Origin of the sequence: Amycolatopsis sp. WAC 01416, assembly GCF_003947485.1 — a bacterium.
Classification (GTDB): Bacteria; Actinomycetota; Actinomycetes; order Mycobacteriales; family Pseudonocardiaceae; genus Amycolatopsis.
Genome location: NZ_QHHX01000004.1, coordinates 1 through 26,976 on the forward strand (window position 1 = coordinate 1; position 26,976 = coordinate 26,976).

A 26,976-nucleotide genomic window follows, 5' to 3' on the forward strand; every position below is an offset into this window, starting at 1 on the left:
ACGCGGCTTCGCCACCCTCAAAAACTGGCGCATCCTCACCCGCGCCCGCTGCAGCACCCACCACGTCACCACCCACGCCAAAGCCATCCTCACCCTCGAACACCAAGGATGAAAAAGGCTCATTGCACGCGCGGCGCTGGCACGATGGCGGGCATGAAGGTCATCGGGCTGCTGGGCGGGATGAGCTGGGAATCGTCGGCCGAGTACTACCGGCTGGTCAACGAGCGCGTCCGTGAGCTGCGCGGCGGCTACCACTCCGCGCGCACCGTGCTGTACTCGGTGGACTTCGCCGACATCGAAGCGATGCAGGCCGAAGGCCGCTGGGACGACGCCGGACGGGAGCTGAACACGGCCGCCCGCGGCCTCGAAGCCGCCGGAGCGGACTTCGTCGTTCTCTGCACCAACACGATGCACAAGGTCGCCGACCGGCTCACGGACGGCCTTGGCATCCCGCTCCTGCACCTCGCCGACACCACGGCCGCCGCGATCAAGGCAGGCGACATCAAAAGCGTCGGGCTGCTGGGCACCGGTTTCACCATGGCCCAGCCGTTCTACCGCGAACGTCTCGCCGCGCACGGCCTCGACGTGCTCGTCCCGGACGAGAAGGACCGCGAGACGGTGCACCGGGTCATCTACGACGAACTCGTCCACGGGCGTCGTCACCGAGGGCTCCCGTGAGCGGTACCGCGAGGTCATCGCGAGCCTCGTCGAGGCGGGTGCGGAAGGCGTCGTCTACGGGTGCACCGAGATCGAGCTGCTCGTCGGTCCCGAAGACAGCCCTGTGCCCACCTTTCCCACCACGAGGCTGCACGCCGAAGCGGCCGTGGATTACGCGCTGGGCGAGGCCTCACTCCCTCCTGCGGTGTGACGCTCGTGCTGGGAGACGGCCTGCCGCCAAAGCCTGTCCTGTTCTTCACCGGTGAAACCGGCGCGAGGCACGCCGAAGACGTCCTCGATCGCCGTCCACCACTCGGCCGGTGACTCCAGCACCGTCTTGCCACCCGGTAGACCGCTCAAGGTCAGCGCGCGCAGCGAATCCACGCCCTCGGCGTCGCGCCGCTGCAGCACCAGCGTGCGGACGAAGCCGGACTCCGCGGACGTGGACAGCTCGACGTGCTTTTCGGCGAAGTCCGCCATCACGGCCGCCTCCGGCGCGAAATCCATCCCGACGAAACTGCCCTGCGGATCGTGGTCGAAGCGCCAGCCGCCGGGCGTGACGTCCGAAGCCCGTATGCGGAACACCAGTGAACCCTGTTTGTACTCGCCTTCACGCAGCGGGAGCGGCTCGTGGATGCCGTCCCCGAGCCCCACGTCGACCAGCCAGCCGACTTCGGGAGTCTCCGGCAGCCCGGTCACCGTCAGGGCCAGGTGGTTGAGATGGATCCCGGCGGGATCTCCCGGGAGCTGCGCTCCGCTCGGATGCCGGGTGACCTGGTAACCGAGCGCCCGCAGCAGCGCCGAGAACGCGCCGTTGAGGTGATAGCAGTAGCCGCCACGACCAGCGACGATCCGGCTGAACGACACCGCGGGATCCAGCGAGGTCACCCGGCCGAGCTGGACCTCGAAATCCTCGTACGGCACCCGCTCCACATGCGCCGCGTGGAGCCGGAAAAGCGCGTCGAGGCTCGGCGGCTCCTGCTCGAGGCCGAGTCGCGTGAGGTAGGCGGGCACGTCGACGTGCTCGGAAGAAGAAGTCCCCATGTGATCGACGGTAGCGGCCCCCACCGACAATTCAGGGTTCTCACGGAGGCGATCCCGCCGGTCGCCGTCGTAGCCTGGGGAGGTGACCCCTTTGCCTCCCCAGCCGGTCCCGGCGAGCGAGCCCGGTACGGACCCGGCCAAACGCGTCCTGCCGCCGAACCCGAAGGCCGCCGCGATCGTCGCGCTGGCCTTCACCGCGCTCCTCTACCTGGTCGAACTGGTCGACGTCGTGCTGCCCGCCGACCTCGACCAGAGCGGCGGCATCGTCGCCCGTGAGATCTCCGATCTCGACGGCGTGATCTGGGCGCCGCTGTTGCACGCGGGCTGGGGGCATCTGTTCTCCAACACCGTCCCGGTGCTGGTGTTCGCCTTCCTCGCGATGTCCGCGGGCATCGGCCGGTGGGTGCTGGTCACCGCGATCATCTGGGTGCTCTCCGGCGTCGGCGTCTGGCTGATCGCGCCGAGCGGCACGGTGACCGTCGGCGCCTCGGGCGTCGCCTTCGGCTGGCTCGCGTTCCTGCTGGTCCGCGGCATCTTCAACCGCGCGATCGGGCAGATCCTGGTGGCCGTGGTGCTGCTGGGCATCTGGAGCGGGATGCTCTGGGGCCTGCTTCCGGGCACTCCGAACGTCTCCTGGCAGGGCCACCTGTTCGGCGCGCTGTCCGGGGTCTTCGCGGCCTGGGTGATGGCGCGGATGGACAGGTCCCAAGCCAGGAAGGCGGCCGGTCCCGGTAGCCTCGCCGGGTGACCAAGCCGAGCGCCGACGCCCCGATCGGCGTCTTCGATTCCGGGGTGGGCGGGCTCACCGTCGCCAGGGCGATCCTGGAGCAGCTGCCCGGTGAGCAGCTGCGCTACGTCGGCGACACCGCCCGCAACCCGTACGGTCCGCTGCCCATCGCGACGGCACGCCAGTACGCGTTGGAAGCGCTGGACGACATCGTCGACGGCGGGGTGAAGGCCCTGGTCATCGCCTGCAACACGGCCTCCGCCGCCTGCCTTCGCGACGCGAGGGAGCGCTACGACGTCCCCGTGATCGAGGTCGTCCTCCCGGCCGCGCGGCGGGCCGTTTCCGCCACGCGCTCCGGCCGCATCGGGGTGATCGGCACCGAGGGCACCGTCCGGTCCCGCGCCTACGACGACGCCTTCAACGCCGCACAGGACGTCGAGATCACCAGTGTCGCGTGCCCGCGGTTCGTGGACTTCGTCGAACGCGGGATCACCACCGGGCGCCAGGTGCTGGGGCTCGCGCAGGGCTATCTGGAACCACTGCTGGACGCGCAGGTCGACACGCTGGTCATGGGCTGTACGCACTACCCGTTGCTGTCCGGGGTGCTGCAGATCGTCATGGGCCAGGACGTCACGCTGGTGTCCAGCGCCGAGGAAACCGCGCGTGACCTCGTGCGCGTCCTCACCGAGGCCGACCTCCTGGCCGAGCGCGACACCCCGCCGCGGCACGAGTTCGTCGCCACCGGATCCGCCGAGCCGTTCACGAGGCTCGCTCAGCGGTTCATGGGTTTCGCTCCGGGTGTGCTGGCTCCCACCAGCGCATAAAACGCCGATTCCGTGCTTAAGGTGTCACAGTGCGTCTCACGATCCTCGGCTGCTCCGGCAGCATCCCCGGGCCCAACGCCGCCGCGTCCGGCTATCTGATCGAGGCGGACGGGTTCGTCCTGGGGCTCGAACTCGGCAACGGGACGCTCGCCAGGTTGCAGGCCCTGCGCGACCCGTTCGACCTGGACGCGCTGATCCTTTCGCACCTTCACCCCGATCACTGCGCCGACGTCAGCGCGCTCACCGTGCTGCGGCGTTACCATCCCGAGCTGCCGTATCCGGCGAGGCCGCGACGGCTGCCGGTGTACGGGCCCTCGGACGTGCACGAGCGGCTCGCCCACGCCTACGCGGCGAACGAGGCGGAGCGGGCGACCACCGATCTCTCCGACGTCTTCGCCTTCGACATCCTGCGGGAAGACACCATGGAGATCGGGCCGTTCGAGGTCACCGCGGTCCCGGTCGACCACCCGACCCCGGCGTTCGGCCTGCGCGTTTCGCACGGCGGCAAAACCCTCGCCTACACCGGTGACACCGGCGTCTGCGACACCTTGACCGACCTCGCCGGCGGCGCCGACGTCCTGCTGGCCGAAGCGTCTTGGACCGACTCGCCCGACCGGCCTCCAGGCGTCCATCTGTCCGGCAAGGAAGCGGGGGAGCTGGGCCGCAAGGCGGGAGTGGGGCGGCTGCTGCTCACCCACGTCGCTCCCTGGACCGACCGCGACGCCGTCCTCGCCGAGGCGGCCGTCGCGTTCCCCGAGGCCGAGCTGGTCGAGACGGGCGCCGTCTACGACCTCTGACACGGGGTTCTAGAGTGGCGGCCGTGGCGAGAAAAGACGGCAGGAACGACGACCAGCTTCGCGACATCAAGATCACCCGCGGCTTCCAGCGGTGGCCCGCGGGCTCGGTGATGATCGAGTTCGGCGACACCCGGGTGCTGTGCGCGGCGAGCGTCACCGAAGGCGTCCCGCGCTGGCGGGCAGGCTCCGGCCTCGGCTGGGTCACCGCCGAGTACGCGATGCTGCCGTCGGCGACCAACACCCGCAGCGATCGCGAATCCATCAAGGGCCGCGTCGGCGGCCGCACGCACGAGATCTCCCGGCTCATCGGCCGGTCCCTGCGCGCCTGCATCGACCTGGCGGCGCTGGGGGAGAACACGATCGTCATCGACTGTGACGTCATCCAGGCCGACGGCGGCACCCGCACGGCGGCGGTGACCGGCGGCTACGTCGCGCTCGCCGACGCCGTCACCTGGCTCGGCGCGGCGGGCCGCCTCGCCGACCCGCAGCCGCTTTCAGCTTCGGTCGCGGCGGTGAGCGTGGGCGTCGTCGACGGCCGTGTGCGCCTCGACCTGCCGTACGAAGAGGACTCGCGCGCGGAGGTCGACATGAACGTCGTCGCCACCGACGCGGGCACCATGATCGAGGTGCAGGGCACCGGTGAGGGCGCCACCTTCGCGCGGTCCACTTTGGACACGATGTTGGACATGGCGCTCGCGGGCTGCGAGGAGCTGACCCGCCTCCAGACCGAAGCCCTCGCGTTGCCGTATCCCGGCGAGCTTCCCGAGCCGCGCCCGGACAAGAAGAAGGGCGCGAAGTGACCAAGCTGCTTCTCGCCACCCGCAACGCGAAGAAGCTCGGCGAGCTCCGGCGCATCCTGGTGGCGGAGGGGATCGAGGGCATCGAGGTCATCGGACTCGCCGACGTCCCCGAGTTCCCCGAAGCGCCCGAAACCGCTCCGGACTTCGAAGGTAACGCGCTCGCGAAGGCGCAGGACGCGGCCGCCGCGACCGGTCTCCCGGCCATCGCCGACGACTCCGGCATCTCCGTCGACGCGCTCAACGGAATGCCGGGCGTGCTTTCGGCCCGCTGGTCGGGCAAACACGGTGATGACGAGGCGAACCTGGACCTCGTGCTGGCGCAACTGTCGGACACACCCGACGAGCGGTTGGGTGCCGCTTTCGTCTGCGCGGCGGCGCTCGTCGTCCCCGGCGGCGACGAAACCGTGGTCCGCGGGGAATGGCGTGGCTCACTGATCCGGGAACGCCGTGGCGCCAACGGATTCGGCTACGACCCGATCTTCGTGCCCGAGGGTGAGACGAGGACTTCGGCGGAGCTGGAACCGTCCGAAAAGGACGGTTTGTCGCATCGGGGGAAGGCGTTGCGGGCGTTGGTGGGGGAGCTGCGGAAGCTGACCGGTTGAGGTGGTCGTGAGTGGCGTTTCGGGTCGGACTTCCGGAGGCTTGCCAACCGTCCACAGAGGACGCGAATCGCGGGGAAATGTCTGCTTGCTCCTAGTTTGACCGTATCGGTAAGTACGTGATGGCCCCCTTCCTTGCGTCTAGCGCAAGGAAGGGGGCCATCACGTACTTATCTGCCCGAGTCAGCACGAAAACCGCCGGACCGCGAACCACTCCACTGGTCTTGACGGACCGATGAACGCCGCTGAACCCATCCGCCACGTTTGCCTTAATCCTCAATAGAACTCGAAAAGCCACTCGTGACCGTCAGCGGATCTTCACGCCGGGCCCGAGTTCGTCGAGTCCGGTTATGCGGCCTTACGGTCGTGCGTAGAGACTGATGTCGAGATCCGCCAACGGCCGGACGTCCACCGCGTCCCCTCGGCGGCGTAAATCGAGATGGCCTTCAACGTGGGATGCGAGGAGTTGGTCCAGCTGGTCCGACTGTCGGGACAGGCGTCCTAAAATAGCGGCGAGCGTCGCGCTCGGCGAGCAGGGCCGAGCGGGCGGGAAACTGTTCGCGGACGCGCTGGCCAGTTGCTCGGCGTCGGCATCGTCCGCCGGCAGGGCTTCATCGGAGAGATCGACCTTGCCGAGCGTGTCCTCGACAGCGAGGAACGCCGCAGTGATCTCGTTTTCGGGCAGTGTCGAGAACCGTGCGGCGAGAACCGGCTTCAGCTCCTCGGCCACTTACAGGCCGATCGTCTCCACCAGGTTCTCGAGCTCGGTCTTCTTTCGCCGTCGTTGCAGCCACGACTTCGCCGCGTGCGTGGCGATACTGCCGCCCAGTTTGAGTGCGGGTCCCTCCAGCCCCGTCGTCGTCAGGACGCCAGGGAAAGGTCCCGGAGAAGCTTCGCGACGTGCCCCGTCGCGCGCACGTTGTACTGCGCCACCGCGATCTTGCCCTCGGGGTCGACGACGAACGTCGAGCGGATGACGCCTTCGTAGACCTTGCCGTAGTTCTTCTTCTCGCCGAAGGCGCTGTACGCCTTGAGAACGGTCTTCTCCGTGTCGGACAGCAGCGGGAAGGTCAGCCCCTCCGCCTCGACGAACTTCGCGAGCTTCGCGGGTTTGTCCGGTGAGATGCCGAGCACCCGGTAACCGGCGTCGTTGAGCTGCGCGAGGCTGTCCCGGAAGTCGCAAGCCTGCTTCGTGCAGCCCGGCGTGCCGGCGCTCGGGTAGAAGTACACGACGACCGATTCGCCGCGGAAGTCGCTGAGCTTGACGTCGTTGCCCTCACTGTCGGGGAGGGTGAAGTCGGGCGCTTTGTCGCCGGGGGAGAGTCGCTGCTCGGTCATGACGCACACGGTAGCGAACCGGCGGCGTCAGACCTTCCCGCAGTACTTCGCGGCGACGGGCTCCGAGGGGCTCGGCCGCACCTGGAGGCGCAGCCTCACCGGCTTGTCCGGAACGGCGAACGCCAGATTCAGCCGGACCGATCGGCCCGGCGCCACGTCCTTGCCGGCGTCCGCGACGCCGTTGTAGCCCTGCACCGGGTCGACGACCTGTTTGACCGCCGTGGTTTCCCCGTCGATCTCGCCCGCGACGGACAGGCCGGAGAGCCGGTACGTGCCGTCGCCCGCGTTCGTCACCTCGATGCCGAAGGCCACCGCGCGGGGGCTCTGCGGGTACGCCGACGCGCTGGGGCGGAACGAGTTCGGCGCGGACACGGAGATCGTGACCCCGGTGGCGAACCGATGCGGGGCGCCGAACGCCAGGTCACCTTCCGTGTGGGTGGCGGCCACTCCCTGCTTCGGGGCATCCGCGCCGAGCGCGGCGGCCCCTTTTTCCGGTGCCGGAACCCCGCAGGCGGCCGCCAGCATCAGGGAGCAGGCGGCGATCAAGAGCTTCGGGGTGCGCGGGGGCGCCATGTGCGGTTACTCCAGTCGGAGGTGCGGGTGGGCCGTTCGAGGTAGGTATTAGTGCCGAAGAGTCCAGAGTGACGGTCTTCCGCAGCCGAGAGGAGCGGCACGGCCGGGTTGAGGCGCACCTGGTGTACAGCCGTGGCCGATCCGTGATCGGAAGGGTACGGCTAGTGACAGTCGTCACCTCTGTGGCACACCGCCGACGGTCAGACGGCGAAGGCGAAGAACAGGATGAAGATCGCCAGACCGGACACCCAGGCCACGATCAACCAGCCGAAATCGCGCATCGGATCGACCGCTCGGCTCTCCTCGCCGGGGACGTAGACGCCGCGTTCTTCGAACCAGTCCGCCCACCGGGTCATCCAGCGAAAGGGGCTTCGAGACGCCATGTCGTCACAGTACGGGTATGGGTGAGCCGAGTCAGTCGAGGAGGGGCCGCCCAAAAGGGCGAATCGGACGTACCAGGTATCGCCCACTAGGCCCTTTTGTCCAACCGGTTCACCCGCCAGGCTGTAACGATGGCGCTGGGAATAGATATCTACAGCCGCTTTCAGTCCGTTACCAATTGGCAGGCCGTCAAGGATCATGGCGTGACGTTCGTCTTCGTCAAGCTCACCGATGGTGGTGGATTGCCGAACGGCGGCCGCAACACCGGCGATGCCTTGGTGGCCGGAGCCAGATCCGCGGGAATCCCGGTGGGCGGCTACCACTTCGCTCAGGCGAGTCCGTCGCCGGAGGCACAGGCTGACGTATTCATCGCGGAGGTCCGGCGACTCGGGGCGACCGGATGCGTCCCGATGCTCGACCTCGAGGACAACCCACCCGGTTCGGGGACGCCGAACATCCCCGACGCGCGCAAGCGCGACTTCTCGATCAGGTTCTGCAACCGCGTGGCGGGACACGGGTTCCGGCCAGGCATCTACATGAACAACTCGCTCGCGAAGATGCTGCGGCCGGACCGGTTCGGCGTGCCGGACCTGGTCATCTGGATCGCGCGCTACGGCGCCAAACCCGATGCCGCCGCGGGCCACTACGACGTGCACCAGTACTCCGACGCCGGCCAGGTGCCCGGCATCCGCGCGAGCAGTGTCGACCTCAACGAGTCCTACACGAACGCCCACTTGTCCGGCGGCGGCGCCGCCCCGAAGCGGAAGGCGACGACAGAACTCATGGAACGCAGGACCATTCCGGCCAGCCCGTCCGTCACGTCCGTGCGGCTGCTCCTCTCCGGCAGCGAGACGGCCGCGATCATCGTCCGCCCGCGTGTCGACGGGGACGGCATCACCGACGCGCCCGTATGGCAGGGCAACATCTACGCCTGGGGCAGCGACAAGGTGGGTGTCGGCGGGAATCCCATGCAGACGCCCGGATTCAACCCGAAGACGGTTTCGCACCGGCGGTACCACCTGCCGGGCGCGGTGTGGGCCGACTTCGAGTACAGCTCGAACGTGGACTTCGAGATCGACATCGTCGGCTGAGCCTGGAAGTCGGTGAAGGCCTCCTTTCCTACTCTCAAGGTAGGGAAGGAGGCCTTCATTTGTGTGCCTACGTCTGACCTGCGGGTTGGCGGGTGGGTCGTGAGGTGATGTCACCACCAGGTCGATGGACGTCGCGCGTGATTGAAGGCGGAACTCGCGTGTTCAAACGCGGAACTCGCGTGATTGGAGGCCGATCTCGCCCGTGACCGGGTCCGCCGTGAGTTCCGCTTCCAATCACGCGAGTTCCGCGTCCAATCACGCGTGTCACGCCTAAGGCCACACGACGACCAAGGGGATCTCAGAGCGCGAACCCCGAGTAGTGGGTAAGCAAATGCGGTGCCCGAAGGAGGCCTTCACGGACTTCGGGGTGTGGCACGATGATCGGGTGATGGACTTCCGAAAGGGCAGTGCCGCGTAGAGCGCCCGCACGAGTCCGGCGAGGGCTTCGACTTCGGCGCCCGGCCGAACTCCGTGACCCGTGGGATTTTTCGCCCGCACTCGCCGCAGAGATCTCCCGGCTCGAACGTTCCCGGAACTATCTCGGCCACGGTGCGATCCGGACCGCGCTCCGCCTCTGGAGAGAGTTCACCGCGGACCCGTACCGACGGCTTCGGGTCGACACCGAGGGCTGTGGTATTCGGGAGTGTTGCGGCGATCCCCGGCAAGCGAGGGAAATACTCGAAGGTGTGCTGCTCGCCCTCCCGGCGCGAGCCGCCAAGGAGTTGCGGAGGCACATCGGCGAGGAGTGATGGTTCGCGCGCCGATCCCGGACCTTGATCAAGAGAAGGTGACGACCTGCCGGACCGCGGCGCCCCGCCGCAACCGGTCGAAGCCCGTGTTGATCTCCTCGAGCCCGATCCGGTGCGTCAGCAACGCCTCCACGGGCAGCAGCCCGGCCCGGTAAAGGGCGATGAAGCGGGGGATGTCGCGCCGGGGGACGCACGAGCCGAGATAGCTGCCGCGCAGCGTCTTTTCCTCCGCCACCAGGCTTTGCGCGGGCAGCGCGAGCTCGGCGGACGGGTCGGGAAGGCCGACGGTGACCGTGGTGCCACCGGGTCGGGTCGCTCGGTAGGCCTGGTGCAGGGCGGCGACCACGCCGGTGGTGTCGACGGCGTGGTCGGCGCCGCCGCCGGTGAGTTCCTTGATCGCGTCGACGTCGCCCTCGAGTGCGTGGGTGGCGCCGAGGGACAGTGCCAGCTCGCGCTTTTCGGCGACGAGGTCCACCGCTACCAGTGTGGCCGCGCCGGCGGCCTTCGCGGCGAGGAGCGCGGCGAGGCCGACACCGCCGAGGCCGAACACGGCGACGCTGTCTCCTGGTCGTACGTCGGTCGCGTTGAAGACGGCGCCGGCGCCGGTGAGCACCGCGCAGCCGAACAGGGCCGCGACGTCGAACGGCAGGGCGTCGTCCACGGCGACCACCGAACGCGCCGAGACGACGATGTGCTCTGCGAACGCGGAGACACCCAGGTGGTGCCCCGGGCGGCCGTCGGGGGAGGACCAGCGGGTGCCGCCGCCGAGCAGGGTGCCGTTCCGGTTCGACTCGGCCGCCGGACCACACAGGGCGGGACGTCCGGTGAGGCAGGGTCGGCAATCGCCGCAGGAGGGCACGAACGACAGCACGACGTGCTGACCCGCCGTGAAGCCGGTGCCCTGCCCCGCTTCGACCACCTCGCCCGCGGCCTCGTGTCCCAGGACCATCGGCAGAGGCCGGGGCCGCGAGCCGTCGATCACCGACAGATCCGAGTGGCACAGCCCGGCGGCCCGCACCCGGACGAGCAGCTCACCCGGCCCGGGCGGTTCCAGCGTCATCGTCTCGATTTCCAGCGGGCGGCCGACTTCGCGGAGGACCGCGCCCCGGACCCGCATCATCGCCCGCTCCCGGCCGGGACGCAGGTGGTGACCTGGCGTTCGGACAACAGCGGCACGACCTCGCCGAGCACGATCCGCCGGAAGTGCTCCGACTCGCAGTGAGCGGTGAAGTCCTGTTCGGACTCGTACTCCTCGACGATCACCACCACTCCGTCCTCGGTTCCGGAATGGACGGTGTACCGGAGACAGCCGGGCTCACGCCGTGAGTCGGCGGCCATCGGCTCCAGTAGTTCGAGGACGCGGTCCCGGTGCGCGGTCACGTACCGGGCCACCACGACGAAACTCATTTTTCTCCTGCGCTCAGCTGGGACCGGGTCAACGACCACAGCCCCGAATCGGACGACGCGGCGCCCAGCGCGCCCATCGCGAGGGAATGGGCCACCCCGGACCGGTCGGTAACGAAACCGGCCGCCACGAACGGCGACATGACTTCGCGGGCCTGCGCCGACATCCAGGGGATGATCGGCGCGGGCATGAGCTCCACCAGGTCGGGGCGGCTGCGTTTCACCGCTTCCAGGCTGCGGTTCAGATTCGACCGGTCGGTGACGAACACCTTGTGCATCGTGAGCATCGACAACGTGCGTGCCCGTTCGATCGGGGCGACCCTGGTGCTGACCACCCCGGTCGCCCCGATCTCCTGGAGGAAGTCCACGCCGCCGCGATCGGTGGCGAGGCCGGGACAGGAGTCGATGTTGACGAAGAGGACCTTCTCCAGTCCCGTCAGCACCGGCACGATCTTGGCCAGCTGCCCGACCGGGACCGCCGCGAGGATGCCGACGCGGGACGCCGAGTTCGCGAAGTCGCCCACCTTGGCGGTGCCGACCACCGACGCGCAGACCGGGACGTCCGCGAACGCCGCCGTGATCCTCTCGTTCATACGGTCCACAGTGGTCGATCAGCTCGTGGAGTCAAGGGGGTTCGGCCCGAAGTCACTGGGCAGCCCGAGCTTGCCCGGGTTGAGCAGGCCCTGCGGATCGAGGGTCCGCTTCACGGCGACGAAGGTGTCGAAGCCCGTGCCGAGCGTGTCCGCGAGGTACGGCCCGCGAAGCAGCCCGGAACCGTGGTGGTGGCTCAGCGCGGCGCCGTGGCGTACGAGCACGGCGTTGGCCGCGTCCCACGCCGAGCGGTACCAGTGCCGCCGCTTCTCCGGCTCGACGTCGCCGCGCAGCGAGAAATACAGGCAAGCGCCGTCGGTGTAGGCGTGCGACTGGTGCGCGGAGGCGGCCACGGTGCCCGGAACGGCCTGGATCGCGGCCACGACCTCGTCGTAGATCGTGGGCAGCGCCGACCACGCCCCGGCCATTTCGAGGGTGTCGGCGACGAAACCCGGGCCGGGCGTGAACCCGTCGGCCGACTTGCCGACCAGCATCCGCTCGTCCAGCCAGCGTTCGAAGAGGGCCGGACCGTCCAGTTCGGACCCGGTCGCGGAGCAGACCTCGGAGCTGACGCGCAGCATCGCGTCGACCAGCACCGGGTCGCCTTCGTCGGCGATCAGCAGCAGGTTGGTGTCCGGCAGGCCGAAATGCGTTCCGCTCTCCAGCTTGTCGTAGAGCCGCATCGCGGCCGGGGTCGCGCCGCGCTGCATGATCAGACGGCACGCCTCCAGCCCCTCGGCGAAGGTTTCGAAACCGTAGGCGACCGCCTTGGCGTACTCGGGCAGCGGATGGGTGCGCAGCCGCACGGAGGTGATCACGCCGAGCGTGCCTTCCGAGCCGACGAACAACTGACGCAGGTCAGGACCGGTGGCCGCCCGCGGGTAGTCGCCGAACCGGGCGAGCGTGCCGTCGGCCAGCACGACGTCGAGGCCGACCACCATGTCCTCGATCTTCCCGTAGCGGGTGGAGAGCTGACCCGCGCCGCGGCAGGCCACCCAACCGCCCACAGTGGACAGTGCGAAGGCGGACGGCCAGTGCCCCGTGGTGGCACCGTGCGTCTTCTGCAGTTCGGTTTCGAACAGGTCGCCGAACATGCCTGCCTGCACGTCGACGACCTGGGAGTCCGCGTCGAAGGACAGGATCCGGTTCAGCCCGCAGACGTCCAGCACCACCCCGCCGAACACCGGCAGCGCGGCACCGGTGACGTTGCTGCGCCCGGCGGACACCGTGAGCGGCACCCCGTGCTCACCGCACAGCCGGACCACGGCCTGTACCTGCTCGACCGTGCTCACTTCGGCGATCACCGCGTCCGGGGTCGCCGGGTTCCCCGCGGTCTCGCCGATCATCGAACCGGCCCACCAGTCACGGGTCCGCAGCACGACCTCGTCGTGGTCGGTGTGCACCGCGTCCGCGACGCCCCGCAGCGACTCGGTCAGCGCGGCGGGCACGGCGACGGTGGTCGTCTGCAACGATGCCGCCCCCTGCCCGGGCGGGGTGCGGTCGCCCCAGCGCGGCGGTGTCGGCGCGCCGACCACGTACTTGCCCCGGTTGAACGGATGGGCGATGGTCTGGCTGCTGATCATGCGTTGTCTCCCAACAGAATCGACTTCTCCCGGGCGACTTCCGCCCGATAGTCCTCCACTTGCGCGGCCACGGTTTCCGGCGACAGCCCGAGTTCGGCGCCGAGCAGTTCGCCGACGAGCGGAGCCGCCTCGGCGGAGGCGTCCCTGGCGAACAAGCGCAGCCGGGTGCGCCGGGACAGCACGTCGTCCACCGAACGCGCCATTTCCGATCTGGCCGCGAACACGACCTCAGCCTTGAGATGCGGCTGGCCCGGGATGAGCGGCTCGCCGAGCGCCGGGTCCTCGTCGACGAGTTCGCTCACGAAACGGGCTTCGGTGCCGTAGCGGCCGCCGAGGTGCGCGGCGACACCGCCGGTCGCGGCGGTGGCCTCGGCGTCGTAGCCGGCGCCGCCGAGCAGGGGCAGGTTCTTGGTGCGGCAGCGGGCTTTGCGTCCCAGCAGGCCGAGGGCCTTGTCCACGACGAGTTCGCCCATATGCCTGCTGGTGGTGAGCTTTCCGCCGGTCACGGTGACCATGCCCGAGGCGACGGTGATGTGGTGATCGCGCCGCATGTCGAGCGTGGTCCCCTCGGAGCCGCCGACGAGCGGCCGCAGACCCGCGTAACTGCCCAGCACGTCCTCGGGGCCGAGCTTGGTGTCGAAGGCGATCGTGGCGCCTTCGAGCAGGAACTCCATCTCGTCGCGCGTGCAGTGCACGTCGTCGGTCGGGCCGTCGTAGTCGGTGTCGGTGGTGCCGACGACGACCACGTCACCCCAGCGGGTGCAGGTCGCCCGCCTCGCCCGGCCCGGGATCGGCACCGTAACCGTGCAGTCGTTGCGGATCTTCGACCACGGCAGCACGATGTGGACGCCCTTCGCCGGGCGCACCTGGGGCCGGTGTCCCGCGGACGCCATGCCGTCGACGCTGTCGGCCCACACCCCGGTCGCGTTGACGACCACGCGGGCCCGGACGTCGATCCGCTCGCCGTCGGCTTCGACCGTCGCGCCGGTCACGCGTCCGCCGGTGGCGCGGAGGCCGGTCACCTCGGCGCCGTTGACGACGACCGCGCCGAGCCGGGCCGCGCTGCGCACGATCGCGAGGGTCAGCCGGGCGTCGTCGGCGCGGCTGTCGTAGTACATCAGGCCGCCGCGCAGATGGTCCGCGCGCAGCGTGGGGGCGTGCGCCAGCACCTCGTCGACCGTGAGCCGCTGGTGCAGCTTGCCGATCCGCCAGCCGCCCGCGAGATCGTATGTCCACAAGAGACTCTCGAAGGCGCGGGCGATCCTGGCGTCGAAAACGCCGTCCTTCGCCAGGATCGGGAACAGGAAGGGCAGGCGCTGCACCAGATGCGGGGCGTTGCGGCGGAACCTTTGGCGCTCCAGCAGGGAATGCCGGACCAGGTCCAGGTTGCCCTGCTCGATGTAGCGCAGCCCGCCGTGCACCATCTTGGACGATTTGGACGATGTCCCCGAGGCGAAGTCGTCCCGTTCGACCAGCGCGACCGAAAGGCCTCGGGAGACGGCGTCCAGCGCGCAGTAGGCGCCGGTGATCCCGCCTCCGATCACGAGCAGGTCGAACTCACCGGTTTCGAGTCCGGTCAGCGCGGTGCGACGATCCGGCCGCAAGGGTGCCGAAGGGGTCGCTCCCGCGGCGGCGGCGTTCGGCCGCCGGGACGGCAGTGTGAACATGGAGGAGCCTTTCCGATCAGAACAGGGAATTCACGACAGCGAGACGGCGAGCACGTCTTGCCAGCGCGCACGCAGCTTCAGCCGGTCGGTTTCGGCGAGGCCGGGTTCGAAGATCCGGTCCGGTGGGCGGTGGGCCACCGCGTCGGCCAGCGACGGCCACAGCCCGAGCCGCGTGCCGGCGAGATAGGCGGCGCCACGCAGGCTGGCGGTCGCCGAATCCGCCACCCGCTCGATGGCGAGACCGGTGAAATCGGCCTGACTCTGGAGCAACGGGTCGCTCGCCGCCAGACCGCCGCCCACCCGCAGACGCGTCATCGGCCGGTCCATGGTCGTCCGCAAGGCGTCGACGGTGTCACTCACCGCGTGGGCGATGCCGTCGATCACCGCGCGGGCCAGTACTTCCCGTGTGGTCGCCAGGTTCAGCCCGGCGAGCAGACCACGCGCTTCGGGCCGCAGTACCGGCGTGCGCAGCCCGGCGAGCGTCGGCACGAACCAGGTCGCCTCACCGCTCGGCTGTGTCGCGGCCAGCGCGCTGATTTCGGCCGCCGAGGCGAACAGGCCGAGATCCTCGGTGAGCCAGCGCAGGGCGGAACCCGTGGTCGAGGTGTAGGCCTCGAGGCTGAACCGGCTGTGGCCGCCGCCGCGCCAGGCGACCAGGCACAGCACGCCGTCGAGTCCGCCCACCGCCTCGGGCGGCTCGTCACCGGCCAGCGCGCCGACGAAGGTGCCGGTGCCGTGGACGCAGGTGCCCTGGCCGGGCGAAAGCGCGCCCAGCGCGATCAGCGAGGCGTGCTGATCGCCCATGACCGCCGCGATCGGCACCCGGATGCCGAGCAGATCCGGGTCCGTGTAGCCGTAATCGCCGTCGTCGTCCCGCGGCGACGGCGCCAGCTCGACGGGAAAACCGAGTGCTGCCAACCACTCCTGGTCCCACGCGTGCTCACGCAACCGATAGCCGCCGAACGCGACGGCGTTGGTCGCCGAGATCGTGAAGCGCTCGCGACCGCTGAGATGCCACACCAGCCAGGTGTCGACGGAACCGAACAGCACCCGCTCCGCCGGGACGTCGAGCCGTTCGAGCTGCCGCGCCGCCCACAGGAACGGGGCGCGAGTCCCCACTGGGCGGCCGGTCGCCTGCCACAGGTGCCGGTCCCACTCCGGAGCGAGCTGCGCCAGTTCCGCGGCGTAGCGGCTGTCCTGCCACACCACGGCGGGGGCCAGCGGGCGGCCGGTCTCCCGGTCCCACAGGACGGCCGTCGCCCGCTGCGTGCAGATCGACATTCCCGCGATCTCCACGCCGTTCTCGGCGGCCCACGCCACCGCTTGACGGGCGACGTCGACGGTCCGGTCCAGTAGCTGCATGGCGTCTTGTTCGACCTGCGCCGGTTCGGGGTGGCTCACGTCGATGGAGGTGTAGAAGGAGGGCCCGCACCGGCCGTCCTCACCGACGATGGCCGCCCTGGTGCCGGTGGAACCCTCGTCGACCGCCAGGATCCCGCGCCGCATCAGGCACGCCCGGGTTCGAGGTCGATCGTCTCGTCGTCGGGATCGATTCCGCTGCGGGTCGGGTCCCAGCGGACGATCAGACACGAGACCAGGCCGAGGAACGGCACCACCGCGAGCAGGGCGATCGTCGGCCCCAGCCCCATCGCCTCCTTGATCTGCGGGAACACGTACAGCCCGATGACACTGCCGAAGCTGCCGAGCATCCCGGTGACCCCGGTGCCGAGCGTGCGGATGTCGCTGCGGTAGGACAGCGCCGCGATCGACTTGCCGTTCGCGCCCGGTCCGGCCGAGTGGAAGAAGATGAACAGGAACGGGAGCAGGAAGCCGACGGCGATCGGGAGTTTCCCGAAGCCCAGCCCCATCACCAGCAGGATGGCGAACGCGAACGCGTAGCCGATGGCGGAACTCGTCCGAAGCCCGATCTTCCTGCCGACGTACGCCGAGAGCGCGCCGCCGATGATCCCGGCGATGTTGAAGATCATCGAACCGAGGGTCGCGGTCTGGAACGCCTGGCCGAAGATCGCCAGGCTGATCACCGGCAGGTACCACCCGACGGCGAAGTACTGCATCGACTGCGTCAGCGAGATGGCCGTGGACAGGAAGGTCCGCGGCAGATACGGCTTGCGGAACAGCACACCCGCGTGCCGGAACCCGATCTTCTGTTCCGTGGCGGGGTCCGGCCCGCTCCCGGTTCCCGGTGTCACCTGGAAACCGTAGATCCGGCGGAGGCTGACCGCGGCCTCGGCGAGCTTTCCCTTGGCCGCGAGCCACGACGGGCTCTCGACGAGGAACATCAGCTGCAGCACCAGCAGCGCGATCGCGAACACGCCAGCCGAGCCGACGGACCAGCGCCAGATCCCCACCCCGGCGTCGAGCTGGAAGAACACCAGCGTCAGCCCCAGATTCACGGTGGTGGCGACGTACCAGACGGACTGCCAGAGGTTGAGCCGTCCGCGCAGTTTCGCGGGGGTGTACTCGGCCAGCATGGCCATCGCGACCGCGAAGTCGATGCCGTACGCGACCCCGACCAGACCGCGGCCGAACCACACCTCGCCGAAACCGCCCGCCGTCGCCGTCAGCACGGCGCCGATCGCCGCGATCGCCTTGGCGGCGATGAGCGGTTTGACCCGCCCGATCCGCGCGGCCAGCCAGCCGCCGATCGGGTTGAACAGGATGGCGACCGCGGGCGCGGTCGCGGTGAGCACGCCGACCTGGGTGGAGCTGAGGCCGAGTTCCTTGATCATCGGCGACAGGCCCGCGCCGAGCGCGGCGTTGGAGTAGGCGTCCAGGAACAGGCCGCCCAGCACGAGATACCACAGCAGATTCGCCTTGCGCGGCAACTTCGAAAGACTGTTGATCAGCGCGGCTACCTGGGAAACGTTCGAGATCGAGCCTGTCGGGCTGAGCGTCGATGAACTCATGGACCGCCAACTTTCTGCGCTGGCTGTCAGCGATCCGACACAAAAAAACAGACACGACGAAGACCGCTGACAGTGGCTCTTCGTCTGTGCCTGTCTGAAGGGAGAAGAGTAGATCCCGATCCGTGGCCCGTCAAGACGGTGCCTTGTCCGGCCACAAAGGACACTTGGCGCGCGGTGCGCCTACTTCCGGATGGCAAACGCGCCCTGTGCCGCCTTTGCCATCCGCTGACCTTGTCACGGACCGGTGACCGCGCTCATCGCCTCCTGATCCGACGCCGGGAGCCATTGCCGCTCCGGGTCGAACGGCCGGTACCCGGACCGGACGTGCTCGATCAGCAGCGGCAGCGTGGGATGCCGGTTCTCGTGCCGCCACAGCAGGGAGAACGGGTACACCGGCGTCGGGTCGACGAGCGGGATCTGGACGACGTCCGGATGCCAGGGCACGTGCATCTTCGCGCCGACGAAACCCAGGCGATCCTTCGATGTGCCGAGTACCTCGATGTGGTGTTCGAGCCCGAAGTTCGGGCCTTCGGTGTCGACCACGATGCCGAACTCGGGGCACAGTTCCTGCCAGAACTCCGCCCATTCGCTGGCCCGCGCGTTGTAGGGCATCCACGCCGTCATGCCGTCGAGTTCCGCCATCGCGACCCGCCGCCGACGTGCGAGCGGATGCCGTCGCCCGACCAGCAGGTTCGCCGGCTCCAGGTAGGCGGGCGTGCGGCCGATGCCCGGCTCCGGCGCGGCGCTGACGCGGGCGAAGGCGGCATCGACAGTCTCGGGCAGCATGGACCGGCGCACCGCGCCCAGCCCTGGCGTGACCAGTTCCAGCTCGTCGTCGTGGTCGGCATGGAATGCCCGGATCACCTCCATGGTCGCCAGCCGAGTGCCGAGGACGTCGACGCGCAGGGGACGGCGCCTGCCGTGAAGCCGCTCGACGGCTTGGTCCGCGAGGTTGATCAGCGCACGAGCGTGGTTGAGGAACTCCTCGCCGTCTTCGGTCGGCTCGGCGCCGCCGCGTGTCCGCGACAGCAGACGTACGCCGAGATCGGCTTCGAGCTTCGCGACGCGCTTCGAGATCGCCTGCTGGCTCACCTCCAGCCGGATCGCCGCCTCGCCGAAGTACCGGTCCTCGGCCACCGCGACGAACGCGCGCACCGCGCCCAGGTCCAGCTCCACTGTCTCCCCCTACAACTTCCGGTTGTCGATCGCCGCGTGTCGCTTGTTGGACAACGCCTGTGCGCCTTGGGTCCAATCGCCGCGTCGGACCGGATCGTACAACCGTGGGGAGTGGCCGGTGGACTCCTTCGTGCACCTGCACGTTCATACCGAATACTCGATGCTCGACGGCGCGGCCAAGATCGCGCCGTTGTTCGAGGAGGCCCAGCGGCTCGGCATGCCCGCGGTGGGCATGACCGACCACGGGAACATGTACGGCGCCGACGAGTTCTACCGGCAGTCCGTCCGGGCCGGGCTCAAACCGGTGATCGGTATCGAGGCCTACCTCGCGCCCGAGTCCCGCTTCCACAAGAAACCGGTGTTCTGGGGGCGGCGTGGCGACGGCGGTGACGTCTCCGGCGGCGGCGCCTACACGCATATGACCATGCTCGCGGAGAACGCGACAGGGCTGCGGAACCTGTTCAAACTGTCCTCGCTGGCCAGCCTGGAGGGTTACTACCGCAAACCCCGGATGGATCGCGAACTCCTCTCACGGCACCACGAAGGCATCATCGCCACCACCGGATGCCCGTCCGGCGAGGTGCAGACCAGGCTCCGGCTCGGCCAGCCGGAGGAGGCGCTTCAGGCGGCCTCGGACTATCGCGACATCTTCGGCGCGGACGGCTTCTTCCTGGAACTGATGGACCACGGCCTCCCGATCGAACGGTCCGTGCGGGACGGACTGCTCGACATCGGGCAGAGGCTCGGCCTGAAACCCTTGGCCACCAACGATTCCCATTACGTCACCCAGGATCAGGCGGGGGCGCATTCCGCGCTGCTGTGCGTCCAGTCCGGCAAGACCCTCGATGATCCCGGCCGGTTCAAATTCGACGGCGACGGCTACTACCTCAAGTCCGCGGAGGAGATGCGCCGGTACTGGGACACGGAAGTCCCGGGCGCGGCGGATTCCACGCTGCTCATCGCCGAACGGATCGAGCCTTACGACGACGTCTACCGGCACGTCGACCGAATGCCGGTCTTCGAGGTCCCCGATGGACACGACGAGGAATCCTGGCTGCGCGAGGAGGTCGCGGCCGGGCTCCGCCGCCGCGTGCCGGACGGCGTCCCCGGGGCGTACCTCGCCCGTGCCGACTTCGAGATCGGAGTGATCGCCGAAAAGGGGTTCCCGGCGTACTTCCTGATCACCGCGGACCTGATGAACCACGCTCGCCGCGTCGGCATCCGGGTCGGGCCCGGCCGCGGTTCGGCGGCGGGCTCGCTCGTGGCGTACGCACTCGGCATCACCAATCTGGACCCGATCGACCTCGGGCTGCTCTTCGAACGGTTCCTCAATCCCGAACGGGTCTCCATGCCGGACATCGACATGGACTTCGACGACCGTCGTCGCGGCGAGATGATCCGGTACGCCACCGACAAGTACGGCGCCGAGCACGTCGCCCAGGTGATCACCTTCGGCACCATCAAGACGAAGGCGGCCATCAAGGATTCCGCACGCGTCCACTATGGACAGAGCGGTTACGCGATCGCGGATCGGATCTCCAAGGCGCTCCCGCCGCCTGTCGCGGCGAAGGACATCCCGCTCGCGGGGATCGTGGAGCCCGGGCACGAGCGTTACGCCGAAGCGGCGGAGGTCCGCGCGCTGCTGGAAGGCGACGGCGAGGCGGCCAGAATCTTCGACACCGCGCGCGGGCTCGAAGGACTGATCCGCAACGCGGGGGTGCACGCCTGCGCCGTCATCATGTCGAGTGAACCGCTGCTCGACGCGATCCCGTTGTGGCGGCGGGACGACGGTGCGGTCATCACCGGCTGGGACTATCCGTCGTGCGAGTCCATCGGCCTGCTGAAGATGGACTTCCTCGGCCTGCGCAACCTCACCGTCATCGGTGACGCGCTGGACGACATCAAGGCCAACCGCGGCGAGGAGATCGACCTCGACACGCTCGGTGTCGAGGATCCGGCGACCTACGAACTGCTCGCCCGCGGTGACAGTCTCGGCGTCTTCCAGCTCGACGGCGGCGCGATGCGGGATCTGCTGCGCCGGCTGAGGCCGACCGGATTCGGCGACATCATCGCGGTGAACGCGTTGTACCGGCCCGGCCCGATCGCGATGAACACGCACAACAACTACGCGGACCGCAAGAACGGCAGGCAGCCGATCGAGTCGATCCATCCCGAACTGGCCGGGCCGCTGCGCGAGATCCTTGCCGAGACGCACGGCCTGATCGTGTACCAGGAACAGATCATGCGGATCGCGCGTGACGTCGCCGGCTATTCCATGGGCCGCGCCGACGTGCTGCGCAAGGCGATGGGCAAGAAGAAGAAAGAGGTACTGGAAAAGGAGTTCGAGGGCTTCCGGGACGGCATGCTCGCCAACGGGTTCTCCCTCGACGCCGTGCGGGCGCTCTGGGACGCGATCCTGCCGTTCGCCGGGTACGCGTTCAACAAGTCCCACGCCGCCGGCTACGGCCTGGTCGGCTATTGGACCGCGTACCTGAAGGCGAACTACCCCGCCGAGTACATGGCGGGCCTGCTGACTTCGGTGGGGGACAACAAGGACAAGTCGGCGGTCTACCTCTCGGAATGCCGACGGCTGGGGATCAAGGTGCTGCCGCCGGACGTCAACGAATCGGGGCTCCGGTTCTCGGCGGTGGGGGACGCGATCCGGTTCGGGCTGGGCGCGGTGCGCAACGTTGGCGCGAACGTCGTCGAATCGATCATCGCGACACGGCGGGAGAAGGGGAAGTACGCGTCGTTCGGCGACTTCCTCGACAAGTCGGCGCTGGTGGCCTGCAACAAACGGGTCATCGAGTCCTTGGCCAAGGCGGGCGCGTTCGACTCGCTCGGGCATACGCGGCTCTCGATCCTGCGGGTGCACGAGGACGCGGTGGACGCCGTGGTGCCGTTGAAACGCAAGCAGGCGATGGGCCAGTTCGACCTCTTCGGCGCGGGCGAGGAGAGCGAAGAAGGCACCTCACCGCTCGCGCACCTCGAGTTGGGTGTCGAAGAGTGGCCGCGTAAGGAATTGCTCGCCCACGAACGGGAAATGCTCGGGCTGTACGTGTCCGCGCATCCGCTCGACGGGGCGGAAGGCGTCCTGCGCGGGCACGCGCCCCGTCCGATCGCGGCGATCCTCGACAATCCGCCGAGGGAAGGCGAGGTGGTCGTCGCCGGGCTCATCACGTCGCTGGAGCGGCGGGTGAACAAGAAGGGCGAGCCGTGGGCCATCTGCACGATCGAGGATCTCGACGCGGCGCTCGAAGTGCTGTTCTTTCCCAAGGCGTACGCGCTGTTCGCGGTGGATCTCGCCGAGGACAACGCCGTCCGAGTCAACGGCCGGGTCAACTGGCGGGAGGACAAGATGTCCGTATTCGGCGGCGGCCTCGTACCGCTCGATCTTTCGGCGGCGGAAGACGGAGAGCCGCCACTGACCCTGCACGCGACCGCCGAGCGGCTGACCGAGGACGCCGTTCTCGAATTGAGGCAGGCTTTGCTGGCACATCAGGGAAAAACGCCGGTCCGGGTGGAGCTCGCCGGGACGGTGTATGCGCTCGACGACTATCCGGTCGCCGTCAGTTCGATGCTCCTTGGCGAGCTGAAGTCCATTCCCGGCATCACGCCGCGCTGAGCCGCAGCAACCTGAGCTGCCCGATCTCGGACACGTTCTTCATCAGCTCGGAGTTCACCCAGGCGACGGTGTGGGCGAAGGTCAGCGCGGCGTCCTCGCCCCACGGATAGGCGGAGGGCGCGTCCAGGTCGGCGTCGGTCAAGCGATCCAAGACGGCCAGCCATTCCTCGCGAAGTCCGCGCAGCCATCCGATTGCGGATTCTTCGCCGGGCCAGGTGATTTCCTCGCGTTCGCGCGGAGTCCGACCGTTCGCGTGGTCCAGCGCGACGCTCCACCACCAGCCGATATGCCAGGTGAGCCACGCGATCGTGGGGACCGGGATCGGGTCGGGTTCGGTGTCCGACCAGTCGGGAGTGCCGTCCGGGCGCACCGTCCAGCAGAGGGCCGAGGGCTCCCAACGGAAGTCCGCCGGTTCGAGGGCGGCGAGGTGGTACTCGAACAACGACCAGGTCAGATCGAACTGCCAGCGCGGCAGTTCGGAACGTGAAGCGGGCACTCGCGGGATCCTGCCGCCGGGGCACCGCGGCCGCAACCGGATTACGGTGCGATCATGAGTTCCTATGTCGTGCAGCGGAACGGCGAGACCGCGACCGTTGAAGACCTGGCGCCACTCGCTTTCGCCGGCTTCGCCCACTTCACGGCCATGCAGGTGCGCGACGGCCTGGTCCGCGGGCTCGACCTGCATCTGGACCGGCTCCGGACCGCCTCGCTGGAGCTGTTCGGCGACGCCCTGCCCGACGACCGGATCCGCTCGTACCTGCGCAAGGCGATCGAGTCGGGCCCGGCGGACGTCTCCCTGACCGTGACGATCCACCTGCCGGGTGAACTCGACGTCCTCGTGCGCACCCGGCCTCCGGCGTCCGGCCCGGCGGGTCCGCTGATGCTGACGGCCGTCGAACACGAGCGCGTCATCCCCGCCATCAAGCACACCGGCGAGATGGCGAAGACGTACTTCCGGCGGCGGGCCGTCGGCGAAGGGTTCGACGACGCGGTGTTCGTCGACCGGCGGGGCCGGTTGAGCGAGGCGACGATCTGGAACCTCGCCTTCCTGGATCGCGATACGGTGGTGTGGCCCGAAGCCGGTCTGCTGCGGGGAACGACGATGGGCATCGTCCAGCGGCGGCTGGAGCGGATCGGTGTGCCGCAACGGGTTCAGGAGGTCACGCTCGCCGGCCTGCCGGGGCTCGGCGGCGCGGTGGTCATGAACTCGTGGACGCCCGGGATCGCGGTGCGCCGGATCGGCGCGACGCCGTTGCCGGAAGCGCCGTCGTTCGTCGCGACGCTGCACCGGGCCTACGAAACGGAATCTCTCACCCGACCCTGAAAGGAAGACGCCGATGAAGATCCTCGTGGTCGGTGCCACCGGGACGATCGGGGCCGCGGTCTCCGAAGCGCTCACCGCACGCGGGCACACCGTGCTCGCCGCGTCCCGCTCCGGCGAAGTCAAGGTGGACGTCGAGCAGCCCTCCACACTCGACGCGCTCTTCGCCGCCGAGCCGGGTATCGAGCACGTCGTGTGCTGTGCGGGGAGTGGCTCGCTGGTGCCGGTCGACGGCGGCACCGACGAAGAGTTCACCCAAGGCCTGCAAGGGAAACTGCTCGGCCAGGTGTTCCTGCTGCGGCACGCCGTCCGGTATCTGCCGGACGGCGGTTCGGTCACGGTGACCGCGGGCCGGATCCCGGAGACGTTGCGCGGTAGCGCTTTCGGGGTCCTGACCAACGCCGGTCTCGAAGCGTTCGTCGCCGCCGCGGCCCGCGAACTGCCACGTGGGCTGCGGGTCAACGCGGTCAGCCCCGGCTGGGTGAGCGAAACGCTCGCCGCGCTCGGCGAACCGGACGGCGGCACCCCGGCGGCGGAAGTCGCGCGGAGCTACGTCGAGGCCGTCGAGACCGCAGGCCTCACGGGGCGGACGCTGACCCCGTAAACGGGCTTGACCGCGCTGCCACAGTGGATCTTCGTGACGAACCACGACGACAGAAACGATCTCCTCCGGCTGGCCGGGCTGGCGACGCCGATGGCACTGCGGGTCGCGGTCACCCTCGGGTTGCCGGACCGGCTGTCCGGCGATGGCGCGACCGCCGGTGACCTCGCGGCGGAACTCGGCCAAGCGCCGCTCGCGCTCGATCTGCTGCTGGGCCACCTGACCACTCTCGGCGTCCTCGAACGGACATCGACCGGCTATCGCACCACCGGCTACGGGGCGAACCTGCGTGCTGACGCGGGAAACGGTCTCGCCGGGCTCCTGGACATGAACGCCGCCGGCGGCCGGGGCGAACTGGCGTTCGTCGAACTCGCGCACAGCGTCGCCACCGGTCAGGCGGGTTACATCCGCCGCTACGGCCAGGATTTCTGGACCGATCTCGCCGACCATCCGCATCTGCGGGAGACGTTCGACCGGCAGATGACGCAGCGGTTCCTGACGCAAGTGCCGGGGCTCGTCGCCGGTTTCGACTGGGCCCGCTTCGGCACGATCGTCGACGTCGGCGGAGGTCATGGCAGCCTGCTGGCCGCGATCCTGAAGGCCAACCCCTCGGTGCGCGGTCATCTCGTCGACCTCGCGCCCACCGCGGCCGTCGCCGAAAAGGAACTACGTGAGCAGGGCCTCGAAGACCGGGCCGAGGTGACCGCGGGCAGCTTCTTCGACCCGCTCCCGGCCGGGGCGGACGCGTACCTGCTGTCCGACATCCTCCATGACTGGGACGACGAGCACGCCCATCGCATCCTGGCCCGCTGCGCCGAGGCGACCCGCCCAGGAGGCCGTGTCCTCGTCATCGAGGCGGTCGGCGGAATCGGGGCGCAGACCGAGTGGGACCTGGTCATGCTCGTCCTCTACGGCGGCCGCGAGCGGCGGCTCGACGAGCTTCGCGAGCTCGCCGCCGCACACGGTCTGGTCTTCGACTCCGTCTCCACGCTGACCGAGCAGCGCAGCCTGCTGGAGTTCCATCGCGAAGATATTCCTTGACAAGAATATTCTGGCAAGTGAATACTTCTCGGCATGGAGCAGATCGCAGCAGCACTGGGAGACGGAGCGAGGTGGCGCATCGTCGAACTTCTCGCCGAGCGGCCCCGGTCCGTCGGTGAGCTCGCCGAGCTGACCGGCCTGCGGCAGCCGCAGGCCACCAAGCACCTGCAGACCCTTGCCCGCGTCGGTCTCGTGACGGTCTTCCCGCTCGGGCAGCGTCGCGTCTACGCGGTCGAAGCGGGCCCGCTGAAGGACTTCGGAAGCCGGGTGCGGGCGCTGATCGAGAGCATCGAAGCGAACGAGGGCGAGCGTGATGTCCTCACGCGCTATCAGGCCGCGATCTCCACGGACACCGCGGCCGCGAGCCGGGACCGGTGGGCGGACGGACGGGCGTTCGCGTTCGACCGTCTGCTCGCCGCGCCGCGTGACTACGTCTGGCGGCACTGGACCGACCCCGCCCTGCTCGCCTCCTGGTGGGCGCCGCCTTCGATGACCGTCACCGACTGCGTCATCGAGCCGTGGAGGGGCGGCCGAGCCGTGCTCGACTACCGCGACGCGGAAGGGCGATACCGCTCCGCGGGCGAGGTCCGCGCCGCGACCGAACCCGAACACCTCGAATTCGACCTCTCGGTGCTGGACGCCAAGGGGGACACCTTCTTCACCGGTCACTACGACCTGAAGTTCACCGAGGCGCCGGGCGGAACCCGGCTCCGCCTCGACCTGCGCATCACCGAAACCACCGTCGAGGCCGTCCCCTTCATCGCCGGTATCGAAACCGGCTGGGGCCAGGTGCTCGACAACCTCGCGGCTCGAATCATCCAGGAAAAGGACTGAACGCCATGACCAACCCGACCGGCCGCCGCGTCACCGCGAATATCAGCCTCACCCTCGACGGCCACTACAGCGGCCCCGGCGGCCCCGGCGACATGGGCGCGATCGTCTCGTACGCCACCACCGACGTCGCCCGCGCTCACCTCGCGCGTATCCACGAGACGGCGACCACCGCGGTGCTCGGCAGGCTGAACGCCGAGGGCTTCCTCGGCTTCTGGCCGACCATCGCCGCCGACGAGAACGCCGACCCCCGCGACCGCGCCTATGCGAAATGGCTCACGGACGCCGAAAAGGTGGTCCTCTCCACGACCCTGACCGAAGCGCCCTGGGACCGCGCCCGCGTCGTGAACGCCCCCGCCGCCGACGTCATCGGCGGCCTGAAGGCGAGCGGAGACGGCGACATCCTGGTCAACAGCAGCGCCAGCGTCATCAAGGCCCTGCTCGCCGACGACCTGATCGACCGGCTGTACCTGATGATCTGCCCCGAGATCACCGGCGGCGGGCAACGCCTGTTCGTCGACGGGCTGCCCGCGTCGAAGTGGACGCTGGCGTATCAGGAGGTCGGGGAGCTGGGGGAGATGGCCCTCGTTTACGACCGCGCGCGGTGACCGCCGGGCGCCTGTGCGAGG

26 protein-coding genes and 1 pseudogene are annotated in these 26,976 nt (G+C 69.1%); 13 read left to right on the top strand and 14 right to left on the bottom strand.

Annotation, left to right across the window (positions count from 1 at the left end; translation table 11 throughout):
- Positions 1–153 precede the first annotated feature (153 nt).
- A pseudogene (locus DL990_RS13735) lies at positions 154–868 on the top strand (aspartate/glutamate racemase family protein).
- Here the strand turns inward: DL990_RS13735 and DL990_RS13740 are convergent.
- Positions 829–1,701, bottom strand: coding sequence for an arylamine N-acetyltransferase (locus DL990_RS13740; protein ID WP_125798925.1), 873 nt, complete (start codon positions 1,699–1,701; stop codon positions 829–831). The pseudogene DL990_RS13735 and the gene DL990_RS13740 overlap by 40 nt on opposite strands.
- Positions 1,702–1,792: 91 nt before the next feature.
- Here DL990_RS13740 and DL990_RS13745 point away from each other — a divergent pair, with 91 nt between their 5' ends.
- The 5 genes from DL990_RS13745 to rdgB are packed head-to-tail and all read left to right on the top strand — an operon-like array spanning position 1,793 to position 5,451.
- Entirely contained in the window at positions 1,793–2,449 is a 657-nt protein-coding gene (locus DL990_RS13745) for a rhomboid family intramembrane serine protease (protein WP_125785222.1), read from the top strand.
- Complete coding sequence (gene murI / locus DL990_RS13750; protein ID WP_125785071.1) at positions 2,446–3,252, top strand: glutamate racemase; 807 nt, start codon at positions 2,446–2,448, stop codon at positions 3,250–3,252. The genes DL990_RS13745 and murI overlap by 4 nt, the downstream gene beginning before the upstream one ends.
- A 29-nt stretch (positions 3,253–3,281) precedes the next feature.
- Positions 3,282–4,049, top strand: a complete 768-nt coding sequence (locus DL990_RS13755) for an MBL fold metallo-hydrolase (RefSeq protein ID WP_125798926.1) — start codon at positions 3,282–3,284, stop codon at positions 4,047–4,049.
- A 23-nt stretch (positions 4,050–4,072) separates the two neighbouring features.
- Positions 4,073–4,849: a ribonuclease PH gene (rph, locus tag DL990_RS13760; RefSeq protein WP_125785069.1), complete on the top strand. Its 777-nt coding sequence runs from the start codon at positions 4,073–4,075 to the stop codon at positions 4,847–4,849.
- On the top strand, positions 4,846–5,451 hold the full coding sequence (gene rdgB / locus DL990_RS13765) for an RdgB/HAM1 family non-canonical purine NTP pyrophosphatase (RefSeq protein WP_125798927.1): 606 nt from the start codon (positions 4,846–4,848) through the stop codon (positions 5,449–5,451). The genes rph and rdgB overlap by 4 nt, the downstream gene beginning before the upstream one ends.
- 355 nt (positions 5,452–5,806) lie before the next feature.
- On the opposite strand, the gene DL990_RS13770 is transcribed toward rdgB, so the two are convergent.
- The 4 genes from DL990_RS13770 to DL990_RS13785 all read right to left on the bottom strand — a co-directional run bounded on the left by DL990_RS13770 (position 5,807) and on the right by DL990_RS13785 (position 7,742).
- Entirely contained in the window at positions 5,807–6,178 is a 372-nt protein-coding gene (locus tag DL990_RS13770) for a hypothetical protein (RefSeq protein ID WP_125798928.1), read from the bottom strand.
- Between the two features lie 131 nt (positions 6,179–6,309).
- Positions 6,310–6,786 (bottom strand): thioredoxin-dependent thiol peroxidase, encoded by a 477-nt coding sequence (gene bcp, locus DL990_RS13775; RefSeq protein WP_125785066.1) that lies wholly within the window; start codon positions 6,784–6,786, stop codon positions 6,310–6,312.
- Between the two features lie 27 nt (positions 6,787–6,813).
- Complete coding sequence (locus tag DL990_RS13780) at positions 6,814–7,359, bottom strand: hypothetical protein (RefSeq protein WP_125785065.1); 546 nt, start codon at positions 7,357–7,359, stop codon at positions 6,814–6,816.
- Positions 7,360–7,559: 200 nt separating this feature from the next.
- Complete coding sequence (locus DL990_RS13785) at positions 7,560–7,742, bottom strand: hypothetical protein (protein WP_026466904.1); 183 nt, start codon at positions 7,740–7,742, stop codon at positions 7,560–7,562.
- 129 nt (positions 7,743–7,871) lie between these two features.
- On the opposite strand from DL990_RS13785, the gene DL990_RS13790 reads away from it, so the two are divergent.
- The gene (locus DL990_RS13790) at positions 7,872–8,831 is read left to right on the top strand and encodes a glycoside hydrolase family 25 protein (protein ID WP_255431342.1); all 960 of its coding nucleotides are present in this window, start codon (positions 7,872–7,874) and stop codon (positions 8,829–8,831) included.
- A 777-nt stretch (positions 8,832–9,608) separates the two neighbouring features.
- Here DL990_RS13790 and DL990_RS13800 read toward each other — a convergent pair.
- From DL990_RS13800 to DL990_RS13835, 8 genes are all read right to left on the bottom strand, one after another.
- The gene (locus tag DL990_RS13800) at positions 9,609–10,700 is read right to left on the bottom strand and encodes a zinc-binding dehydrogenase (RefSeq protein WP_233620469.1); all 1,092 of its coding nucleotides are present in this window, start codon (positions 10,698–10,700) and stop codon (positions 9,609–9,611) included.
- Positions 10,697–10,987: a putative quinol monooxygenase gene (locus DL990_RS13805; RefSeq protein WP_125798930.1), complete on the bottom strand. Its 291-nt coding sequence runs from the start codon at positions 10,985–10,987 to the stop codon at positions 10,697–10,699. Before DL990_RS13805 ends, DL990_RS13800 begins: the two co-directional genes overlap by 4 nt.
- Positions 10,984–11,577 carry a glycerol-3-phosphate responsive antiterminator gene (locus DL990_RS13810; protein ID WP_125785062.1) on the bottom strand — a complete coding sequence of 198 codons (594 nt, stop codon included), beginning with the start codon at positions 11,575–11,577 and terminating at the stop codon, positions 10,984–10,986. The genes DL990_RS13805 and DL990_RS13810 overlap by 4 nt, the downstream gene beginning before the upstream one ends.
- Positions 11,578–11,595: 18 nt before the next feature.
- Positions 11,596–13,158, bottom strand: a complete 1,563-nt coding sequence (locus DL990_RS13815; RefSeq protein ID WP_125785061.1) for an FAD-binding oxidoreductase — start codon at positions 13,156–13,158, stop codon at positions 11,596–11,598.
- Positions 13,155–14,825 carry a glycerol-3-phosphate dehydrogenase/oxidase gene (locus DL990_RS13820; RefSeq protein ID WP_125798931.1) on the bottom strand — a complete coding sequence of 557 codons (1,671 nt, stop codon included), beginning with the start codon at positions 14,823–14,825 and terminating at the stop codon, positions 13,155–13,157. The genes DL990_RS13815 and DL990_RS13820 overlap by 4 nt, the downstream gene beginning before the upstream one ends.
- Before the next feature lie 30 nt (positions 14,826–14,855).
- Positions 14,856–16,331 (bottom strand): FGGY family carbohydrate kinase, encoded by a 1,476-nt coding sequence (locus DL990_RS13825; protein WP_125798932.1) that lies wholly within the window; start codon positions 16,329–16,331, stop codon positions 14,856–14,858.
- Positions 16,331–17,752 (bottom strand): MFS transporter, encoded by a 1,422-nt coding sequence (locus DL990_RS13830; RefSeq protein ID WP_125798933.1) that lies wholly within the window; start codon positions 17,750–17,752, stop codon positions 16,331–16,333. The genes DL990_RS13825 and DL990_RS13830 overlap by 1 nt, the downstream gene beginning before the upstream one ends.
- A gap of 234 nt (positions 17,753–17,986) precedes the next feature.
- Positions 17,987–18,928 carry a LysR family transcriptional regulator gene (locus tag DL990_RS13835; RefSeq protein WP_125798934.1) on the bottom strand — a complete coding sequence of 314 codons (942 nt, stop codon included), beginning with the start codon at positions 18,926–18,928 and terminating at the stop codon, positions 17,987–17,989.
- Positions 18,929–19,046: 118 nt separating this feature from the next.
- Here DL990_RS13835 and dnaE point away from each other — a divergent pair, with 118 nt between their 5' ends.
- Positions 19,047–22,553: a DNA polymerase III subunit alpha gene (gene dnaE, locus DL990_RS13840; protein ID WP_125798935.1), complete on the top strand. Its 3,507-nt coding sequence runs from the start codon at positions 19,047–19,049 to the stop codon at positions 22,551–22,553.
- On the opposite strand, the gene DL990_RS13845 is transcribed toward dnaE, so the two are convergent.
- Positions 22,540–23,049: a DinB family protein gene (locus DL990_RS13845; protein ID WP_125785056.1), complete on the bottom strand. Its 510-nt coding sequence runs from the start codon at positions 23,047–23,049 to the stop codon at positions 22,540–22,542. The two genes, dnaE and DL990_RS13845, sit on opposite strands and share 14 nt — an antisense overlap.
- Positions 23,050–23,103: 54 nt before the next feature.
- On the opposite strand from DL990_RS13845, the gene DL990_RS13850 reads away from it, so the two are divergent.
- Genes DL990_RS13850 through DL990_RS13870 form a run of 5 tightly spaced genes read left to right on the top strand, consistent with a single transcriptional unit; the run spans position 23,104 to position 26,955 of the window.
- Positions 23,104–23,877, top strand: a complete 774-nt coding sequence (locus tag DL990_RS13850; RefSeq protein ID WP_125798936.1) for an aminotransferase class IV family protein — start codon at positions 23,104–23,106, stop codon at positions 23,875–23,877.
- Positions 23,878–23,890: 13 nt separating this feature from the next.
- Positions 23,891–24,478, top strand: coding sequence for a short chain dehydrogenase (locus DL990_RS13855; RefSeq protein ID WP_125785054.1), 588 nt, complete (start codon positions 23,891–23,893; stop codon positions 24,476–24,478).
- A 33-nt stretch (positions 24,479–24,511) separates the two neighbouring features.
- Positions 24,512–25,516, top strand: coding sequence for a methyltransferase (locus DL990_RS13860; RefSeq protein WP_125798937.1), 1,005 nt, complete (start codon positions 24,512–24,514; stop codon positions 25,514–25,516).
- Between the two features lie 33 nt (positions 25,517–25,549).
- Positions 25,550–26,350: a metalloregulator ArsR/SmtB family transcription factor gene (locus tag DL990_RS13865; RefSeq protein WP_125798938.1), complete on the top strand. Its 801-nt coding sequence runs from the start codon at positions 25,550–25,552 to the stop codon at positions 26,348–26,350.
- A gap of 5 nt (positions 26,351–26,355) precedes the next feature.
- A complete protein-coding gene (locus DL990_RS13870; RefSeq protein ID WP_125798939.1) occupies positions 26,356–26,955 on the top strand; it encodes a dihydrofolate reductase family protein in 600 nt (199 codons plus the stop codon).
- Positions 26,956–26,976 lie beyond the last annotated feature (21 nt).